The organism is Marinobacter litoralis (genome assembly GCF_016427555.1).
In the GTDB taxonomy this organism is placed as follows: Bacteria; Pseudomonadota; Gammaproteobacteria; order Pseudomonadales; family Oleiphilaceae; genus Marinobacter; species Marinobacter litoralis_A.
The window spans coordinates 740,747-761,308 of sequence record NZ_JAELVS010000001.1 but is presented as its reverse complement, the minus strand read 5'-3'; the positions used below and the strand labels follow the sequence as shown (position 1 = coordinate 761,308).

The window sequence follows — 20,562 nt, the reverse complement described above, 5'->3', positions numbered from 1 at the left end:
AGTCGGACTCAAAAAAATCGAAACAGGAGGTTCCGCATGAAGCTCATGCGTCCGGTGGCCCTGGCTGCCCTTGCTACAACCCTTACAGCTCCCGCTCTGGCCGAAAGCCAGCAAACCATCTATTTGAACCCGTTCGCCGGTTACCAGTACTTCGGTGACAAGCGCGACCTGAGTGAAAGCGACACCTACGGTGTGGGTATTGAATACCGCTTTCGTCCGCACTGGGCGGTAGAAGCCGTTTATTCCCGTGCCGACGTAGACCGCAAGTACAACTCTGGCGAATCCGAATTCGAAGAACTCCGCCTGGATGGCCTTTATTACTTCGCTGGTCAAGACAATGCCTGGAACCCGTACCTTGCTGTAGGTGCCGGCCATGCTGACTTTGGTTCAGGCCCGGCAGGACTTCGCACTCCGGGTACAGATCACGACGAAACCCGGGTTAACGTGGGCGCCGGTGTTCGTTACAACATCAGCGACATGATTTCTCTGCGCGCTGATCTGCGTGAGTTCCACGGTATCGACGAAAGCACCTTCGACACCATGGCGTCTCTGGGTCTGAGTTTCGCGTTCCACCGCACCACGGCCAAGCCAGCGCCTGCCGATGCAGACAACGACGGTGTGCCTGATACCCGCGATCAGTGCCCGAACACGCCGGCCGGTATTCAGGTAGACAGCAACGGTTGTGAGCTGGACAGCGACAACGACGGCGTGGCCAACAGCAAAGACCAGTGCCCGAGCACTCCGGCTGGCGCTCAGGTGAACAGCCGCGGCTGTGAGCTCGACAGCGATAACGACGGCGTGGTTAACAGCAAAGACCAGTGCCCGAACACCGCTGCTGGCGCTGAAGTTGACGCAAAAGGGTGTGAAGGTGTTACCGACACCATCGAAACCATCAACCTGCGTGTTCAGTTCCCGCTCAACAGCTCAGTGATTGACGATGCCTACGACATCGAAATTCGCCAGGTTGCCGAGTTCATGGAAGAGCACCCGGGCACCACGGTTGAAATTGCCGGCCACACCGACAACACCGGTAAAGCCGAGTACAACCGATTCTTGTCTCAGCGTCGCGCTGAAGCCGTTGCCGAGCGTCTGGTAACTGCCCTGGGCGTTGATGAAGATCGTGTGAGAGCGGTTGGTTACGGTGAGGTTGAGCCGATTGCCACCAACGACACGCCGGCTGGCCGTGCCCAGAACCGTCGTGTAGAAGCCCGTATCCAGGTGCTCCGCTAAGGCACTTTGATTCGGTCATAGCAAAGAAGGCGCCCTCGGGCGCCTTCTTTGTTTGTGCTTTTCATCATTTGTTCACGTGCACCGCATCCAGCAGCAGGTTTCGGGGCGTCAAAGAACGCTCGCAGAACGTCCCCAGATTCACCTGATACCCCTGCTCTTCCAGATACACCGCATAATCAAATACCAACCACAGCTCTAGCGGCCGCCGAAACAGATGCCTAAGCAATTCGTGCCGGCGAGCCTGTCGGGACCGCTGCTGCCCAACCGCCAGCCAGTATGACCAGTCAACTTCTGCGGGCAAAACCACGCGTTTCTTTTCCGCCGCCCACCGGCAAAATTCTTCAAAACACCCGCTGTTCAACCGCGTTGGGTGCGACGGCACGGGCAAGTACCGCCCATGTTCAGACAAGCTTCTTTGCAAGGCATCGAAGCCCAGCCGCCAGGCCCGGATGCGTGCCGACTGGGCTCGCTCCCGAGCAGGGGCCGTCACTGTTTCCTGCACGGCCAACCGAAGCCCGGTTCGGTCCATGTCCAAAACACCGTGAGCATCGCGAGCCTGCTGCGACAGCAAACGGTAAGGGCCGCGCCCACCCAGGTGATAACAGCAAGGCGAAACACTCAGCCGGGCCAACCCAGCTTCGCTGCCGGCCATCAGCAGCTGCCGGTGCAAATCACCACAGGCATGCAAGGCAGCTCCATGATCAACAGCCGGCCAGCACAGCCCGTCTGCCATCACGTCCTGCTGTATGAGTTTCACCGGATCGCCATATCTGGTCGCAAGACGATTGCCGTCTTGAACCAATGCGCCGTCCCACTCGAAGCCAAAAACCGCCTCTGCGCCCTGCCCGACCAACGTGCGCGCCAAATGCCCTTTGCCACAACACCAGTCCAGAACGTGACTGCTCAATGGCGTAACGGATGCTGCAAAGGCGCCGGCCTGCAGCCGTTTTCGGCCAGGCATATCCACCGCCTGCACTTCTCGTAAAGCAGCCTGCGAGCCACGATTATGGCCAGGTAATTTCGGCACAGACACCAAAGTGTCGTATGCCGACAGGGCTGGCACTAATCGGGCAACCTCCTGCGCAAACGCGGACAAATGCTCGTCCCATTGGTCGCATTCCGACTCTGACAGCTGCTCAAGCCAGTCCGCCAAATCCGGATACTGCTGGGTCCAACCGGGCCTCGGCTCCATAAACGGCACCGGTCGCCACAAGGTTTCATGGCGAACCAGCCAGTCATTCAGCGCCCGCCATTGCCGAAAGTACGATGTGGAAATCTTACAGTCCTCCGGCGAAACGGCCCGGGCGAAACGCATCCAAAGACACCGCGGGCTCTTCACCGTCAATTACCTGGGCGATCACCGCCGCGCTGCCTGCGGACAAGGTCCAGCCAAAGGTGCCATGACCGGTGTTCAGGTACAGGTTGTCGCGGGGGCCCTTCCCGATAATAGCCGGGCCGTCTGGCGTCATCGGGCGAAAACCGGTCCAGGTTTCAGCGGCATCCAGATCGGCGCAGCCCGGAAAGCGGGACTGCACCGATTTTTTTATAGTGGCAATCCGGGCTTCCGGAATATCCCGATTAAAACCAGCCAGTTCAACGAACCCTGTGGCTCGTAACCGATCGCCGAGCCGGGTTGAAACGACTTTGTAGTTATCATCATGAACCGTTGCCGTAGGCGCTTTGTCCGAGTTGCTTAGGGGCACGGTAATACTGTATCCCTTGATCGGATAGATCGGCAGCGTTAGCCCCAACGGTTTGACCAGTTCTGGCGACCAGCAGCCCGCCGACACCACCACCGCATCCGCCTCCAGTCGTTCGGGCTTACCGTTTGCCGAACGAAACTGCACCGCGTTCACACGCTTATGGTCGGCCAACAGGGCTTCCACCTCCACCTCATAGCGGAAGGTCACGCCCAGGTCTTCACACACCTTGGCCAGCGCACGGGAAAACAAATGGCAATCGCCAGTACCATCGGTGTCATACCTCAAAGCACCGTAAAGCGGCCCGCCGCCCGTCATACCCGGCTCCACGTCCCGGACCTCCTGCGGCGAAAGCAGATGCGAGGGAATCCCCACCTCCTTCAAAAACTCGTGGGTCGTGCGCAATTCGTCCAAAGCGTCCGGCGTACTGGCCAAGTGCAAAAGCCCGGCATGCTGACCGTCAAATGCCAAATCGTGCTCTTGCTCCAGTGCCAAGAACCGCTCACGGCTAAAAGCCCCCAATTTCAGCATGGCCCGTTTATTGAGCCCGAACAATCCGGGCGACCACGCGTAGCGAAGCGTTGCCAACATAAAGCGGGTCGCCGCAAGCGAGGGTGGCATCCGCATCTTCAGGGGGCCATCGGTTTTCAGCAGCCAGGGCAGCGCCTTGAACACCATCGACGGATCGGCCCAGGGGTAAACCACGCCGTAAGAGCGCTGGGCAGCGTTGCCCTTACTGGTTTCATTACCCGCCAGCGCATGGCGCTCCAGAACCGTCACCTGATGACCGCGTCGCACCAATTCCCTGGCTGTCGTTACGCCAACCACACCGCCACCCACAACCACAATATGCATGGTGTTCATCCCCTAATCACCGCTTCTGAATTATCGCCCTACTCTCTTCGCTCGGTGCAAACTGGTAAACTCGACCATAGTCGCTCTCAGCATAGCACCCACTCAACTTCCGAGATGGAGTCAGGACACCGGACATGAGCAAAAAACGCCGCGAAATTCCCGTATTTGACCACCCTATTATCGAGACCCACTGCCATCTGGATTATCTGAAAGATCGTCCTCTGGAAGATACGCTCGAGCAAAGCCGGCAGGTGAACATCGAAAAGGTCATCACCATTGCCGTATCGCCGGATAACCTTGCCGCGGTCCGGGAACTCAGCCAGGCCAAAGACTGGGTGTACGGCACCCAAGGTATTCACCCTCATGAAGCCGAAACATACACCGATCAGGTAGAGGGAGAAATACGTACCCATGCCCAAGACGAGAAGATCGTCGCCGTAGGTGAAATCGGGCTGGACTACTTCTACGACAAGGCCGATCGGGCCACCCAGCGCGAGGTGTTTCGCCGCCAGCTGCAGATCGCTTGTGACAGTGACCGGCCAGTGGTTATCCACAGCCGGGAGGCGGATGAGGAAACCATCGACATTCTGAAAGAGTTCGAGCAATCACTCAAACGCCGGGGCGTGATCCACAGTTTCACATCCGGCCCGGGGCTGGCTCAGTACGCATTGGATCAAGGCTGGAACTTGGGCTTTAATGGTATTACCACGTTCAATAAAGCGGAGAACGTAAGGGATATCGTTCGCATGACGCCAATCAGCCAGATTCTATTGGAAACCGACGCCCCGTTCCTGACCCCGGTGCCCTACCGTGGTAAAGAGAATGCGCCGTTCTACCTGCCTTTTGTCGCGGAGAAAATTGCCGAGGTGAAGGATTTGCCTCTGGAAGAAGTGATTGTTCAAACCTATCACAACAGCCTACGGACGTTTTTCCCCGAGCGATGATCAAACGCATTCCTATCGCCGCGCTGAAGGTCGGGATGTACATCACCGACCTGAACAACGACTGGATACCCCATAACACCCAAAGAAAGCGCGGTGTGATTCGGAACGAAGAAACCATCGAAAAGATACGCGCGATGGGTGTGCAGTTTGTTTACATTGATGCCGAAAAAGGCCGGGATACCCAAGATTACGAAACCGCCTCGGAAGTCGATCAGCGCAACGAAGAAGCCCTGCAGAACGTAGGCGAGCATAAACCGGGGGTTGCTGCCAAAGTCCCGCTCGAGCAGGAAATGGAAACAGCAAGGGGTATACACACCCAGGCCCAAGGGCTGGTGGACAGCTTCATGGGTAACGTCAAAATCGGCAGCGCCGTTGATATCACCCCCATTCACCAACTGGCTGATGAGCTGCAAAGTTCTGTCATCAGAAACCCCAACGCGCTGGGATGTCTGGGCCGCATCCGCGACAAAGACAACTATTTGCTTGAACACTCCGTTAATCTGAGTGTGTTGATGACACTGTTCGGGCGATACCGAAAGTTATCTGCGGACGTTCTGCACCAAACCGTGGTGGGTGCCCTTCTACACGATTTGGGTAAAATCCTGACGCCAGACGATATACTGCACAAACCCGGCAGGCTGACGGCGGAGGAGTTCGAAGTAATGAAGCTCCATGCCCGCCAATCCCGAGACATTCTGCTTGCGACCGAGGGTATCGGAGAACTCACGGTGATTACTGCTGCGCAGCATCACGAACGCATCGACGGTACCGGCTACCCCGAAGGCCTAAAAGGCAATGAGATCTCTATCTACGGGCGCATGGCGGCCATTGCTGATGTCTACGATGCGATCACCGCTGATCGCGTTTACCACAAAGGAATGACCCCGACTCAAGGTCTGAAAAAATTGTTGGAGTGGAGTGGTTCACACCTCGATACCACTCTGGTTCAAGAGTTTATTCACTGTGTTGGGCTGTACCCGGTAGGCTCTCTGGTGTTGCTGGAAAGTGGCCGGCTAGGCATTGTTACCGAACCAAATGAGCACGACTTGCGCCTACCGGTTGTACGGGTGGTCTACCACACCAAATTCCGCTCGCCGATCCCGGTCACCAGCGTTGACCTCGCTAAACCGGGTAATCAGGACAGAATCAAACGAGCGGTGGATCCCAAACTATACAAAATTGATGTGGATAAGTTTCTGGTTTAGCCCAGTGACAGAAAGACCCCCATCAGCACGGGCGACAGGAAAGACAGCAAGAAGCCCGAGGCAATGGCCACCGGCACACACGCCAAGCCACCACTGCTGCGAATCACCGGCAGGGTAAAGTCCATAGACGTAGCCCCCCCATACCCGATTGCCATGGCCGGGCGGGCGCCAATCACCACCGGAATCAGTGCCAGAGCAATAATTTCACGCAGCACATCGTTGAGAAACGCAACTCCGCCCCACGCCGGCCCCATGGCGTCGCCGATCATAATTCCAGACAGGGAGTACCAGCCGAATCCCGACGCAATCGCCAGCGCCTGATTCCAGGACACCCCCAGCCAAGGCGTAAGCGCCAGTCCGGCGATCAGCGAACTCGCCCCCATTGTCAGCGCGATCCCAAGACCCTGACGGTTCATTAACAGCTTGCGCAACGACAAACCGGCATTGCGAAGCTGAAGGCCAATCAAAAACAACAGCAGCATCAGTGCCCAGGTGGCGACATCTTCAACCATGGGCAACCCGGAGAACCAGAAATAACCCAGAAATGCCCCCACAACCACTGCCAGCAATGGTTTCAGGCCCGCCATGAACAGCCGGCGGTAGCTCGGTTTTGCACTGTCTTCGGTAGGGCCGATGTCGAGCGGAAGAAAGTGATGGAACAGCCATAGCGCCGCCAGATTTGCCACCAGCATGGCGAGCACCAATCCGGACACTTGGTAGGCCATAGTGCCCAGATGCGTAAGCAAGCCTTCCATTTGCCCAAGGCCAAGCCCGAGCAAAACCAGAATGAAATACACCAGGCCTTCCACAAGGTAGTGAATCACCGTCATCAGGCGGCGATTGGAAAGGGCGAACGCAAAACCCAAAAACAACGGGGCCAGAATCAGCAAAGCGCCGGTCAGCATAACAGCCTCTGAAAAACAGACATCAAAAAGAGAGCAGGCAGACGAACGTCTGCCATCGGAGAAAAACTCAGTGAAGCTTATTCGCGGAGCGGTCCTGAACCAAAACCCAAGGTGCAACCACCACAGCCCATAACTCGCTGTTTTTTTCGTACCAGGCCCGGGCAAGATCCGGCGAAACATCACCGACCGAACCGGCGGCCAGCCACTGCTCGAACTGTGCTTTGTTGTCCGCGGTCAGCTCGGCCGCCACCTCAAGAAGATCCAGCTCTGGCTCAACGCGCACCACGTGGCCCCGGGCGTAATACGTCTGCAATTCATGCCAATGAATGCGAGAGGTTTCCAGATTAAGTTTGGCTTTCAATTCGTCCGGCGATGACATGCAATCCTCGATAAATCGTGCGCTTGTTTCAAAGCGGACAGCCTATATCAAAATGCGGCGCTTCGCACCTGAGACCATCGTCACCACGGGGCCGGAATCAGGCATGCGCCTGGTGTATCCGGCGAATCTCATCCGCCAGCGTCATCGGATCAAACGGCTTTGGAATCACGCCCAGCGCACCCAACGACAGGTATTCATCAATTTCTGTTCGCTGAATCCGGGCCGTCATGAAAATTACCGGCGTGTCTTGCGTCGCCTCGATCTTGCGCAATTCCTGCAAGGTCTGGGGGCCATCCATTTCCGGCATCATGACATCTAAAAGGATCAGATCCGGTTGAAAGTCCGGAGCGACTTCGATGGCCTCGGCACCAGAGCTGCACAGGGCGATGGAAAACCCTCCAACATCCTGCAAAGCCAGTTCCGCGATGGCCCGTATGTCGGCATCGTCTTCCACATACAACACTTTATTCAAATCGTTTTCCTTATAGGGCATCACTCGGTTCCTCCTTGACGAACTCGCTTCTATCCAAACCGAGCTGGCGCAACAAGCGCTGGCACTCTGGCTCCGCATGGCGATCCTCAGCAATCAAGGCGGCAGCGCGCATAATGATCGGACCGTCCCGGTGGTTGTCGTGTGATAAAAAATGCACCGCACCGATCAATTCCCGTAAACCCAGAGGGAATTTCCAGTGCACCTTCAAACGGTTGCCGTACTCCTCGGACCAACGGGCCAGGCACTGCTCGATCTCGGCGTCCTCCAGTGATCCGCCGGCGGTGTCGAACTGATTCAGTACTTTAAGCACCGCCATTTCACCCAAACGACTCAGCAACCCGGCACTTCGAAACATAGTGGATACACTGCCCAACCGCGTTGCGATCTGGTTTGCCTCCCGAGCGACCCGAAACGACATGTCCTGATAGCGGTCAGCGAATGCTTTGAGCTCTGGCCGGACCAGTTTGGCACTCACATCCAATGACAATGCCAACGCCTGACTCAAAGCCATGGAAACGCCGATGCTGGCGATTGCAGCCCTGAGCGACTCCACCGGTTTGCCTGTCCGCCGGAACGAGTTGCTGTTGGCTACATCCAGAATCCGGGCCGTTAATCCGATCTGCTCGCGCCAGCGTTCTGCCAGTTCCGAGGCCGACAGTGTATCGGCCCGGCCGATCAGTTCGATTATGTCGGCCGGATCCAGGTCGGTGGGCAACTGCACCACCGTATTCGAAGACCGGGCCATATACTCATGTACGGAAGCGTTTTCAACACGGTGAGCGGGAATAAGATCAGCCAAACGGCGATGCAGAAGCTCCACATCCAGCGGCTTGGTAACGTACCCACTGATGCCATAGTGGGCCGCTTTGATCACCGACTCCCGATCCGTGCGCCCCGACACGATGACAACGGGCACCACCGAATCGGTTTTTCGAATCAGCTTCAAAAACTCCAGGCCCGATCCGTCTGGCAACTCCCAATCCACCAGAAACAACCCATACGGACCTTCTGCAAGCCGTTGTTTGGCCTCGGTCAACGATCGGGCCAGGGTAACATTCAAGCCACTGAAACCGGCTACAATGGTTTCAACCAATTCGCCGACAAGCTCGTCGTCTTCCAGCACCAAGGCTTTCAAAGGCGTTCTCCTCAATCATCCTGATTTACGTCCTGGCGCTCATACAGCGTCACACCATTACGCCCCGCCTGCTTTCGTGCGTAAAGCGCCTGATCGGCAGCCTCGATAGCCTCACTGGCTAATGGAAAATCGTTGATCGCGGCAATGCCCGCGCTCATGGTCACCTGAAAACTGTCATCGCCCGAAGTAAACAGCAGTTCCGAGAACCGCTTCCCAATATCGTCAATCAACTCGGCGGCTTCCGTTGGGTCACAGTGGGGAAGCACCACCAAAAATTCCTCGCCGCCGTATCGCCCGATGGTATCGGACTCCCTTAGGCGATTGCGCAACAGGTGCGCCAGCGTTCGGATCACGACATCCCCCTGACCGTGGCCCCAGGTATCGTTTACCCGTTTAAAATGATCCAGATCCAACATGACGACACAGGACAAATGGCCGGTGCGACGGCACCGGGACAGCTCTCGCTCGACTTCTTGCTTGATCAGTGAATGCTTTAACAGGCCGGTTAAGCTGTCACGGTTCATCAAATCGGACAGCTGGCGTGCGCGATAACAGCGAATACGAACAGAGCGAACCAGATATTCGTCTGTGACCGGCTTTACCAGAAATTCATCCGCCCCTTTGGCCAGAGCATCCAGCTGGGTTTCGGGGTTGTCCTCTGAGGACAAATACACGATTGGCAATCCTAACCAACGGGGCTCGTAACGTATCATTCGGGCCAAGGTCACGCCGGAGTGGGCTCGCAGCTGCACATCCATCAGAACGATATCCGGCTCAAAGGCCGACAAGGCCGACATCATCTTTGTCGGGTCCGACACCAGTCTGGTCTTCATGCCGGCATTGTTTAGCACCAGACAATAACGCTCACCCAACTCTTTATCGTCATCAACAATCAAGACCCGGCCCTGAGGTCGGGCGCCACGCTCCAGTGCAAGCGACTCGATGCGTTCCGCTACCGCCGGTAGATCCAGAGGCTCGCTGAAATAAGCCGTCGCGCCTTGCTCTGCAACTCGATACAGACTCTCGAAGGTATTCTGGCGACCAATCCCGACCACCGGAAAACGGCGGTGTTCGTTCTTTTCTAGATGGGCGGTACGGAAACCTAATACATCGCTCAAGTCGAAGTCGCGGCATAGAAGAATGGTGGCACCCGAGCGCTGTTTCAGTTCGTCAATCGCCGCCTGCGGTTCGCTAAACGACACCACCTCAGTGGCAAAACCGTACCCTTGAAGATCCGCCATCAAGCCCGACAGGTAGCCCGTGTCATGCGCCAGCGCCATTACCTGAACCTGCATACCATGAGAGCCTTCATAGGTATCGTCCGGCTGCTGGGACTTCGCATCAACTGGCTTAGCCTTCGATTGAGAGACACCCTTTTGAACCAGTGCCGTCAATTCGTGAATCTGCATCGCCACATCGGCCGGCAGAGCCACGGAGCCCTCATGCCCACTTATTTTCCGAGCTTTCGCTTCAACCACGGGTTTAAGCTGATTCTCGATCGAACGGGCCGCTGAACCAAGTTCAGGTAACCCAAACGTACCCGCAGACCCTGCCATCCGATGCAGCAACTGATAGCATTCCACCAAATCGGTCCGGCTTAATTGCTGTTGCTCGATCTGGCGGGCAAAATGGCCCAAGGTTTCTACGTCTCCCTGTGCCCGCTCCACAAAACGGTCCTGCAACAGTTTCAGGCGTTTTTGAAGTTGATCATTGGCTGCGGTGGTCAAAGCATACCCTCACCAGTTCATTCAGCAGAAGAATTCCACTATCCTCACTTATGTAAGCATGTTTTCATCATTACGACCACAACGATAAGAGTCTTCCTTGAAAACACTAAACTTGGGTACCCGCGTTGTCCTGATTACCAGCCTGAGCATTATTTTCAGCGTCTGTCTGATTTTGTTTATTGCATACGGCCGACTACTGAAAGACTTTGAATACATTTTGACAGAGCGGCAAACACTTCAGGCCAGCTCGATCGCCAGTCGTGTCAATGAGGAACTATCTATACGACTGAATGGCCTGGGCGCCTTCGCCAGCACGCTCACCGACGGTGAAAACTTGCTGCCGATGGAACAACTCCGATTTGCGATTGGGCGACAACCGGGCCTGGAACAATTGTTTCAGGGCGATTTGCTCATTTTTAACAGTAACGGCGTAGCCATTTCTGAAAACCGGTACGTACCGAACCGACTGGGCACTTCCTATGCGGATCGGTCTCACTTCAAACGCGCCATGGCATCCGACATGCCGATTGTCAGCCGTCCGATTATTGGCAGACGAACCGGATTGCCCCTGCTCTCATTTCTGGCTCCCATACGGAGCGACGAAGGCGATCTGTTGGGTCTGGCCGGCGGCACCATCAATCTGAAACAACGGGGTATCCTTCCGAATGATCTCAACCCCGAACCCGGCACATTGCTGAAAGTGCTCGATACCGGTCACTTCATTCAGGTTGATGCATTGAAACCAGGTTTGCCTGCCCCAGACTTACCGCCGCCTGGTTCGGACATACTCGTTGATTCAGCCTTGTCCGGGGTCAATGCCGGGGTTGTGACCGACCGGGCCGGAGAACGTTGGGTGTACGCAACCCAACACCTCGACCGGCTCGGCTGGCTGATTCTCAGCGCGGCCCCCTACGCTCAGGCGACGCAACCCGCCGGTGCCTGGTTTAGCAACTTCCTTTGGGCCAGTGTTGCTGTGATGTTGCCCTTGCTGTTTTTTGTGTACCTCCTGACCCGAGCCGCAACCCGCAGTCTTATCAGCATGTCTGAAAAAATCCACGAAATGACCACAGGCAAGCTCCTCAATGCGCGGCTAAGCGTCTCTGGCACAACCGAAACCCAAAACCTGGCAAACGCCTTCAACGCATTAATGGACGAGAGAGAAGCGCTGGATACGCTCAAAAACCAGTTTGTTTCCAACGTTAGCCATGAACTTCGCACCCCGCTTACGTCTATCAACGGGTCTTTAAAGTTATTGAACTCCGGTGCAACCGGCCAGCTTCCCGATAAGGCCAACGCCTTAATTAAGGTGGCGCTGCGCAATGGCGAGCACTTACAGGGTTTGATCACAGATTTGCTCGACTTTGACAAAGCGGTATCGGGTAAACTGAGCATTCAGGCCACCAGGATTCAGATGGAAGAAGCCGTACAAAAAGCCTGCGAGGACAACCAGGCAATGGCGAACCATTACGGCGTTCAACTGGCACATCAACCCTCGGAAAATCTGACCGCTTTCGCGGATCCTGAGCGGCTGCGGCAAATCCTCAACAACTTCATCAGTAACGCTATCAAATATTCGCCCCAAGGCGGATTGATCAAGGTAGAAGCCCAGGCCAACCCGGCAGGCTATGTCCGCATTTCGGTTACCGATCAGGGCGACGGCGTACCCGAGCACTTCGTACCAAATTTGTTTCAACGATTTGCACAAGCAGAAGTCGGATCGTCCCGGGCCAAATCCGGAACCGGGTTGGGGCTGGCGATCTGCAAGGAGCTGGCAGAGCTCATGGATGGCCACGTGGGCTACTTTTACGATCACGGTGCCCACTTCTGGCTTGAACTGCCTGCAAACAACCCGTCCGCAAGGAAGCCGTCATGAAAGCGCCAGATTACCCGTCGAACGAAGCCAGCCGGCTTGCGGCACTGCAAGCGACCCTGCTGCTAGACACCCCACCGGAGGAGCGCTTTGATCGCGTTACCCGCCTTGCCGCACAGTTGTTCGACGTGCCGATTTGCCTGGTGTCACTGGTCGATTCCGACCGTCAGTGGTTCAAATCCTGTTACGGCCTTGATTCGTCGGAAACCGGCAGAGACATCTCATTTTGCGGGCATGCCATACTCGGGCCCAACGTTTTCGTGGTGGAAGACACCCTCTCGGATGAACGCTTTGCCGACAACCCTCTGGTTACTGACGCGCCCCACATACGCTTCTATGCGGGCGCCCCCCTGGCCGATCTTGAAGGCTACCGTCTAGGCACCTTGTGCCTGATTGACAGCGCACCACGGCCTTTCTCGGACAAGCAGCGACAAACCTTACGGGATTTCGCCGATATCGTGGAGCGGGAATTTCGCTATCAGGAACTCAATAGCTACTACACAGACCGTACGCGAGCGCTCAACATTCTCAACGACATCGCGCTGGATACGAGCGGCAACCTGGACAACCGGATTGAACGTGCACTGTCCATCGCCTGCCAGTACCTGGACATCGATACCGCGATCGTCAGCCAAATTGAAGGCGAAGCCTACACCATACTCTGGCATCACGAGCGGCAAACGCCTTCGCTGGAGAATGGTCTGACGCTACCTCTGGCCCAAACCTATTGCGCCATTCTCATGAATCAGCCCGACGTACTGGCGATTGATCATATGGCAGCCTCGCCCTACCGCGATTTGCCCTGTTACCAGATGTTCGGGTTAGAGAGCTATCTGGCGGCTCCCATCTGGGTGAGCGGCGAAGCCGTTGGCACGCTGAATTTTTCCTCAACCGAGCCCCGGTTGCCGGGATTTTCCGAAACCGAGAAGACCTTCGTCAGCCTGCTTGCCCGCTGGGTCGCCGACCTTATTCAGCAGCAAGACCAGGCAGCGACACTCGACAAGCTGGTCGCAAATGCTCCCGGCATGCTCTATCAATACCGCCTGTGGCCCGATGGCCATAGTAGCTTTCCGTATACCAGCGAGGGTATCCGAAGAATATTCGGCCTGACCGCCAACGACGTTGTTGAAGACGCCACCCCCGCATTTAAACGCATTCACCGCGACGATATGAAAAGGGTATTCGAGTCTATCCAAAATTCAGCCGAGACTCTCGAACCTTGGGAAACGCGATATCGCCTCATGACCCCAGCGGGGCACTGGCGCTGGATCGAGGGTAAAGCTAACCCTGAAAAGCTTCCTGACGGCAGTATCTTATGGCACGGTTATATTGTCGATATTGATGAACGGCAGAAGACCGAAGAAATGAAAAACCAGTTCGTATCAACGGTCAGTCACGAACTGCGGACGCCACTCACCTCGATTGAGGGTTCATTGGGGTTAATTCTGGGCGGCGTCACCGGCGACATCACTGAAAAAACCCGGCAAATGCTAAACATCACACGCCGTAACGCAGATCAACTCCGCGCGCTGATCGACGATCTTCTGGATATCGAGAAGCTCGCCAGCGGGAACATGCTGATCGTTATGGAGCCCCACCCCATCGTCGATATTGTCTCAACCGCCATCGAACACATACAGTCCTACGCGAACCAGAAACACGTTCAGCTGCACCTGAAGGAATTTTCCAAAGGCATTGAAGCGAACATAGACCCGCAACGCTTTCAGCAAGCAATCGCCAATTTGCTGTCCAATGCGGTGAAGTTTTCGCCCGCTCACGACGAGGTCGCCATCGAGATACGCCAGGTTGGCGATCAGGCGGTGGTTGAGGTTTCCGACAAAGGTTCAGGCGTGCCCGAAAGCTTTCGGGACCGTATTTTCGAGAAGTTTGCGCAGGCAGACGGCTCATCCGCCCGGGCAAAAGAAGGCACCGGTCTGGGTCTTGCGATTACTAAACAGCTTATGCTGGCGATGGGTGGCGATGTCGGCTACGAATCCGAGGAAGGCGCCGGTGCCACGTTCTGGCTATCAGTGCCGATACACGGCCCGGCCGAAGAAAAGTGACCGAAGCAGGCCATTGGCCTGCTTCGGTGCGGCGTTATGCCGATTTCAGCATTTCACGCACGACGTAGTGCAGAATACCGCCGTGCATGAAGTACACCGCCTCGTTGGCGGTATCAATCCGTGATTTCAAATCACAGGTCTTGGTGGAGCCATCCGCATAGGTCACCGTCATGGTGAGGGTTTGGCCCGGCTTGATGTCGCCAGACAAGCCTTCAATGCTGATGGTTTCTTCACCGGTCAGCTTCAACGATTGACGGTTTTCGCCTTCCGGGAACTGCAGGGGCATCACGCCCATACCAATCAGGTTGGAGCGGTGGATCCGCTCATAGGACTCCGCCACCACGGCCCGGACACCCAGCAGCCGCGTGCCCTTGGCGGCCCAGTCCCGGCTCGAACCGGTGCCGTATTCCTTACCGGCAATGACCACCAATGGCGTGCCTTTCTCCTGATACTTCATGGCGGCATCGTAGATCGGCATTTGCTCGCCAGTCGGTACGAATTTGGTGAAGCCGCCTTCAACACCGTCCAGCATCTCGTTGCGGATACGGACGTTAGCGAAGGTACCCCGCATCATCACCTCGTGGTTACCCCGGCGAGAACCGTAGGAGTTAAAGTTCTTCGGCTCGACACCGCGCTCCTGCAGGTATTTTCCGGCAGGGCTGTCCGGGCTGAATGAACCCGCGGGCGAGATGTGGTCCGTAGTGACCGAATCACCCAGCATCGCGAGGATATGAGCGTCCTTGATATCTTGCACCGGCTCAGGCTCTGGCCCCATGCCTTCAAAGAATGGCGGGTGCTGGATGTAAGTAGACTCCTCCGACCAGTTGTAGACTTTGGTTTTCGGCACATCGATCGACTGCCAGGTGGCATCGCCATCGAACACGGCCGCGTATTCGCTGCGGAACATGCCGGTTTTCACCTTCTCCACCGCTTGCGCCACTTCCTCCTGAGAGGGCCATAGATCCTTCAGATACACCGGATTGCCATCCTGATCTTTACCCAGCGGATCTTCGTGCAGGTTCACCCGCACGTTACCGGCCAGCGCATAAGCCACCACCAAGGGGGGCGAAGCCAGCCAGTTGGTTTTCACCAGCGGATGAATCCGGCCTTCGAAGTTCCGGTTGCCTGACAACACGGATGCCACGGTGATATCACCATCTTCGATGGCTTTCTCGACCGCATCCGGCAGCGGACCGGAGTTACCGATACAGGTTGTGCAGCCGTAGCCCACCAAATCGAAACCCAATTTGTTCAGGTCATCCTGAAATCCGCCTGCCTTCAGGTATTCGGTTACGACCTTAGAACCCGGAGCCAGCGAGGTTTTCACCCAAGGCTTGGTCTTCAGGCCCTTTTCTACCGCTTTTCGTGCCACCAAACCGGCCGCCATCATCACGCTGGGGTTGGAGGTGTTGGTACAGGAGGTGATGGCCGCAATCACCACGGCACCCGGATCCAACCGAGTGTCCTGCCCGTTCAATGTCAATGGTCGGCTGCAAGGGTGGTGATAGCTTTTATCCACGCCTACGGCGGTTTGCCCGCCTTCCGACTCTAGCTCATCATCACGTTTTTCAGGTGCGTCAGGACCGCCTTCGTTGGTTTCCATCAGCAACTCGAACGCCGCTTTCATGTTTTTCAGGGCAACCCGGTCCTGAGGCCGTTTCGGTCCCGCCATGCTGGCTTCAACATCGCCCATGTCGAGCTCTAACGTAGCGGTGTAGACCGGTTCGTGGCCCGGCTCCCGCCACAAGCCCTGCGCTTTGGCATAGGCTTCAACCAGTGCAATCTGTTCATCGTCCCGACCGGTCAGGCTCAAATACTTCAAAGTTTGCTCGTCTACCGGGAAGAAGCCACAGGTAGCGCCGTATTCCGGTGCCATGTTGGCAATCGTAGCGCGGTCTGCCACGGGCATGTCTTTCAGGCCATCGCCGTAGAATTCGACAAATTTACCGACAACGCCCTTCTCACGCAGCATTTCCACCACGGTTAATACCAGGTCAGTAGCGGTAATGCCTTCGCGCAACTTACCGGTCATTTTGAAACCAACCACTTCCGGAATCAGCATGGATACCGGCTGCCCCAGCATCGCGGCTTCCGCTTCAATACCGCCAACACCCCAGCCCAGAATACCGAGGCCGTTGATCATGGTGGTGTGGGAGTCGGTGCCGACCAGCGTATCGGGGTAGGCAATGGTTTTGTCACCGTCCTGCTTTTGCCAAACGGTTTTACCAAGATATTCCAGGTTTACCTGGTGACAGATACCGGTTCCGGGCGGAACCACACGGAAGTTATCAAAGGCCTGCTGACCCCAGCGCAAAAATTCGTAGCGCTCCTGGTTTCGCCGCATTTCGATCTCGACGTTTTTGTCGAACGACGAGGCAGAACCGAAGTCATCCACCATAACCGAATGGTCAATCACCAGATCGACCGGCGACAGCGGGTTGATCAGGGCTGGGTCGCCCCCTGCTTTCTTGACCGCTTCGCGCATGGCGGCCAGATCCACCACACCGGGCACACCGGTGAAGTCCTGCATCAGCACGCGAGCCGGGCGGAACTGAATTTCAGTGTCGGATTTGCGGTCTTTCAGCCACTGCACCATGGCGTTGATGTGGGAACGATCAACGGTAACACCGTCTTCGTTGCGCAGCAGGTTTTCCATCAACACTTTTAACGAGAAGGGCAAGCGCTGCAGATCGCCCAGAGATTCTTCGGCCTTTTTCAGACTGTAATAATGAAACGTCTTGCCACCGGCATCGAGGGTGGAGAGAGTACTCAGACTGTTGGAACTTGACGATTTATTCGACATGCGTTGCCTCCTCTAATTACGCTCTCGATTGTTTCCTTATACTTAACTATCGCACTGAAAACTCAGACTTCAACCGTGTAAGATCCGCCTATTGACAAAGAGTTCCAACTCTTCACCGAAATGCCCGAAATACACTAGGTAAAACCCGCGTTTGTCGCCAAACGTCGCCAAATTACAAATAACTTAATCTCGCCAAGCCACTCACGTTTTTTGCTTCGGAGCATGCGATGGTTCGGTACATCTGTCATTATTTGTTCTGACCTCTGACGGACCAGGACATTAGCCTTGAAACACGATTGTCATTACCACCCGGGTGACCCCGCAAAATGGCACTGCAGCGAATGCCAGATGCACTATTGCAGCCGCTGTATGCCCGATGCCGATACACGCCAGCGCCAGGGGCTGTGCCCGAAATGCAGTAAGGCCATGCGCTATCTGGGTGCCGCCACCGAAGTGGTGCCCTTCTGGCAAAGGATTGGCGCCTTCTTCCGCTACCCGTTCCATAGTGACCCACTGATCGTTATTGCCATCTGCACGCTGGTGCCGATTGTTGCGCCGGCAAATCTCATCGGATTGATCATTTGGGTGGTTTTGGCGCTGGCCCTGTTCAAATACACCTACGCGGTTATCAATCGAACGGCAGAAGGGCATTTGAAACCGCCGCCCGTGTCGGAAGCGTTTTCAGGCAGTGGTTTTAACATCGTGATTCTGCAGCTGCTGGTGTTTGTATTGATGGGCGCCTTGGTAGCCGCCGCTGCCATGGTCGGCGGCTCTATTTTGATGATGCTGGCCATCGCATTTGTGGTGCTGGGGTTACCCGCCAGCATTATGGTTCTGGCCATGGAACGCTCGGTTGGCGCGGCGGTGAACCCGCTCAATCTGGCGGTGCTTATCTCCCGTATCGGCACGCCTTATTTCTTGCTGTATGGGTATTTGATCCTGCTGACGCTGGCCTCGGGCGCCGCACAGGATTTTGCGGTTACTCACTTTCCCTTGTGGGTGGCGCAGCCTTTGGCAGGCTTTTTAAACAGTACCTTCACGCTGATTCTGTTCCACATGCTGGGCTACCTGCTATTTCAATATCAGGAAGAACTGGGCTTTGCGTCGGACCTGCAGGATGAAGACGAATCCGCCGGCCACCAGCACCGGGACCGTTCCACCCGGTTGGATGCGGATTTGGATATGAACATCAAAGATGGCAACTACGACCGCGCGCTGGCCATCCTCAAAGACGCACTCAAGAAAGACCGGACCGATCCGCGCCGTCTGGAGCAGCTGTACCTGCTGCTTACTGCTCGAAACGATGTATCAGAGCTGTACCGGTATCATCCGCGATTGATGGGCTGGTTGGCCGAACGCAACGATGGTGACGCGCTGAATCAGTTGATTCAATCGCTGCAGACACTCGAGCCCAACTTTCAGGTGGACGATGCCGAGCTTGCCCTGAAGTGCGCCACCACGCTTTACCACCGCCAGCACTTCAAACCAGCGCTTCGGCTGCTGCAGGATTTCCACAAGCGCTTTCCGGACAGTGAACAGCTGGCACCGGCCTACCTGCTGGCAGCCCAGGTACTGGCGAACGGTCTGCAACAATGGGAAAAAGCGAGCGCGTTTGTTACCTATGTTCAGAAGCGGTGTCACGGACACCCTGCCCACCAGCACATTGACGTCTGGTTAGAGCAAGTGAACAACCGGGAGCCTCTGAAAGGCCCGAAGGCGAGTTTCGAGATCGCCGAATAGCAACGCGTGCAGGGGGCCTGGCGCTCAGGTCAGGCTCTGCAGTAGCTGCCGATAGTGGCGGGCTTTTGGCGCCATCTGCAACTTATCAAACTCGCTCACTAACAGCTGGCAAGCTTCATAAACCATTTCCGGTTCGGCCCGCGTGCGCATCCGTTCAAACGCTTTCTCGGCGGCTTTCAGGTCGTTGTTCTTCAAACTGGCGAACAACACCCGATTGTGATCTTCTCCGGCTAACGGATGGTGGGCTTCGCCCTTGCTGAGGTATTCCTGCCAGATCGCCACCAGCTGTTCCGGCTGGCGGCGAGCCAAGGCATCGGACATCAACTCGGTGGTTCGATCCCGATAAGCCGGCAGATCAGGCCGAAGTTTAGCGATCTGATACAGATGTTCGAGCAGGATCGAACGCTCCGGGTAATGTTCTCTGAGCGCCTCAAACTGACGCCGGGCCTGCTCAAATTCCATGCGGCCGAGGCTGGACATCGCCTGGGCGTATCCGGCGGTAAAACGAGCATCTTGTTCGTCCGGTTCCGGCTCATAGAATTCTTCTTTTACCTGCAGCCAGCTTTTTCCTAGCAACCACACCAAGCCAGCGCCCGCCACCAAACCGCCCGCGTGAGCCATGTAGGCAACACCGGTGGCTCCGGCGAACCAGTAATCGTAGATTTCCTTGCCTAGCCACACCGGCAACATGGCAATGGCGGGGGCGCGGAAGTAATTAAAGTACACACCCAGAAAATAGAAAAAGCGGATTTTCTGCAGGCCGTAAATGGCCACGTACATACCCATCAGGCCTGAAATGGAACCCGATGCACCGACCAGCGGGATCTGACTGCCGGAAGAAAACGCGGTAAACACCAAGCCCGACAGCGCTCCACATACCAGATAGGCCACCAGAAACCGCCCCGGACCCAACGCCCGTTCTACCGTGAACCCCAGTAAAAACAGGAACACCAAGTTACCTATGATGTGACCCCAGCCACTGTGCAGGAACTGGTAGCTGATGAGGGTGTAGAGCGACAGTTCGGCCGGCACCAACCCCAGCTGAAACGCACTCATCTGGCTGATCCACTGGTCCTCTATGGCCGTGCGCTGCTGCAGCCATACCCGACGTTCGGCAGGAGCCCAGATGATGCCGGTATTGTCTTGCAGATATTGGTAATACTCCCGGTCCATCAATAAGGTAATCGCTTGCCAGAGCTCATTGTTTTGCTCCTGAAGCTGCTGAAAGTCTTGCAATTCCAGCACGCTCTGCTGATCACCCTCAAAGCGAATTTCCCGTTGCAGGTAGTCTTCGTAGGCCGGCGCTTCCAGTTCGAGCAATCCGCTCTCGAGGTATTGCTCCAGCGCATGATCCAGTTTCTGGTCGTCGCCCCCCTGATAAAAAAGAAACACCAGCAGGCAGGCCATGATCAGGCTTAACGTTACCCACGGTGGGCGCTTCCAGTTCACGGAGTTTTCGGCGGGGATAATCAACATAGGCGGTCACTATTCATCACAATCGGTCCTTGATAGG

15 protein-coding genes are annotated in these 20,562 nt (G+C 56.1%); 6 read left to right on the top strand and 9 right to left on the bottom strand.

Annotation, left to right across the window (positions count from 1 at the left end; translation table 11 throughout):
- The first annotated feature begins 36 nt into the window (after positions 1-36).
- On the top strand, positions 37-1,230 hold the full coding sequence (locus JAO79_RS03420; RefSeq protein ID WP_199005737.1) for an OmpA family protein: 1,194 nt from the start codon (positions 37-39) through the stop codon (positions 1,228-1,230).
- A gap of 64 nt (positions 1,231-1,294) precedes the next feature.
- On the opposite strand, the gene JAO79_RS03415 is transcribed toward JAO79_RS03420, so the two are convergent.
- A complete protein-coding gene (locus JAO79_RS03415; protein WP_199005736.1) occupies positions 1,295-2,545 on the bottom strand; it encodes a methyltransferase in 1,251 nt (416 codons plus the stop codon).
- Positions 2,508-3,785: a D-amino acid dehydrogenase gene (locus tag JAO79_RS03410; RefSeq protein WP_199006620.1), complete on the bottom strand. Its 1,278-nt coding sequence runs from the start codon at positions 3,783-3,785 to the stop codon at positions 2,508-2,510. Before JAO79_RS03410 ends, JAO79_RS03415 begins: the two co-directional genes overlap by 38 nt.
- A 134-nt stretch (positions 3,786-3,919) precedes the next feature.
- Here JAO79_RS03410 and JAO79_RS03405 point away from each other — a divergent pair, with 134 nt between their 5' ends.
- A complete protein-coding gene (locus JAO79_RS03405) occupies positions 3,920-4,729 on the top strand; it encodes a TatD family hydrolase (protein ID WP_199005735.1) in 810 nt (269 codons plus the stop codon).
- Complete coding sequence (locus JAO79_RS03400; protein ID WP_199005734.1) at positions 4,726-5,934, top strand: HD-GYP domain-containing protein; 1,209 nt, start codon at positions 4,726-4,728, stop codon at positions 5,932-5,934. The genes JAO79_RS03405 and JAO79_RS03400 overlap by 4 nt, the downstream gene beginning before the upstream one ends.
- On the opposite strand, the gene JAO79_RS03395 is transcribed toward JAO79_RS03400, so the two are convergent.
- The 5 genes from JAO79_RS03395 to JAO79_RS03375 all read right to left on the bottom strand — a co-directional run bounded on the left by JAO79_RS03395 (position 5,931) and on the right by JAO79_RS03375 (position 10,573).
- On the bottom strand, positions 5,931-6,839 hold the full coding sequence (locus JAO79_RS03395) for a lysine exporter LysO family protein (protein ID WP_199005733.1): 909 nt from the start codon (positions 6,837-6,839) through the stop codon (positions 5,931-5,933). The genes JAO79_RS03400 and JAO79_RS03395 overlap by 4 nt on opposite strands.
- A gap of 67 nt (positions 6,840-6,906) precedes the next feature.
- The gene (locus JAO79_RS03390; RefSeq protein ID WP_199005732.1) at positions 6,907-7,218 is read right to left on the bottom strand and encodes a DUF2288 domain-containing protein; all 312 of its coding nucleotides are present in this window, start codon (positions 7,216-7,218) and stop codon (positions 6,907-6,909) included.
- A 97-nt stretch (positions 7,219-7,315) separates the two neighbouring features.
- On the bottom strand, positions 7,316-7,711 hold the full coding sequence (locus JAO79_RS03385) for a response regulator (RefSeq protein ID WP_199005731.1): 396 nt from the start codon (positions 7,709-7,711) through the stop codon (positions 7,316-7,318).
- Positions 7,701-8,846 carry a response regulator gene (locus JAO79_RS03380; RefSeq protein ID WP_227664309.1) on the bottom strand — a complete coding sequence of 382 codons (1,146 nt, stop codon included), beginning with the start codon at positions 8,844-8,846 and terminating at the stop codon, positions 7,701-7,703. The genes JAO79_RS03385 and JAO79_RS03380 overlap by 11 nt, the downstream gene beginning before the upstream one ends.
- A gap of 11 nt (positions 8,847-8,857) precedes the next feature.
- On the bottom strand, positions 8,858-10,573 hold the full coding sequence (locus JAO79_RS03375; RefSeq protein ID WP_199005730.1) for a diguanylate cyclase domain-containing protein: 1,716 nt from the start codon (positions 10,571-10,573) through the stop codon (positions 8,858-8,860).
- A 97-nt stretch (positions 10,574-10,670) separates the two neighbouring features.
- Here JAO79_RS03375 and JAO79_RS03370 point away from each other — a divergent pair, with 97 nt between their 5' ends.
- Positions 10,671-12,446: an ATP-binding protein gene (locus JAO79_RS03370; RefSeq protein ID WP_199005729.1), complete on the top strand. Its 1,776-nt coding sequence runs from the start codon at positions 10,671-10,673 to the stop codon at positions 12,444-12,446.
- Complete coding sequence (locus tag JAO79_RS03365) at positions 12,443-14,506, top strand: GAF domain-containing protein (protein WP_199005728.1); 2,064 nt, start codon at positions 12,443-12,445, stop codon at positions 14,504-14,506. Before JAO79_RS03370 ends, JAO79_RS03365 begins: the two co-directional genes overlap by 4 nt.
- A 34-nt stretch (positions 14,507-14,540) precedes the next feature.
- Here JAO79_RS03365 and acnA read toward each other — a convergent pair whose 3' ends face one another.
- Positions 14,541-17,309 carry an aconitate hydratase AcnA gene (gene acnA, locus JAO79_RS03360; protein WP_199005727.1) on the bottom strand — a complete coding sequence of 923 codons (2,769 nt, stop codon included), beginning with the start codon at positions 17,307-17,309 and terminating at the stop codon, positions 14,541-14,543.
- Between the two features lie 285 nt (positions 17,310-17,594).
- On the opposite strand from acnA, the gene JAO79_RS03355 reads away from it, so the two are divergent.
- Positions 17,595-19,049 (top strand): hypothetical protein, encoded by a 1,455-nt coding sequence (locus JAO79_RS03355; RefSeq protein ID WP_199005726.1) that lies wholly within the window; start codon positions 17,595-17,597, stop codon positions 19,047-19,049.
- A gap of 24 nt (positions 19,050-19,073) precedes the next feature.
- Here the strand turns inward: JAO79_RS03355 and JAO79_RS03350 are convergent, their stop codons facing one another.
- Complete coding sequence (locus tag JAO79_RS03350) at positions 19,074-20,525, bottom strand: rhomboid family intramembrane serine protease (RefSeq protein WP_199005725.1); 1,452 nt, start codon at positions 20,523-20,525, stop codon at positions 19,074-19,076.
- Positions 20,526-20,562 lie beyond the last annotated feature (37 nt).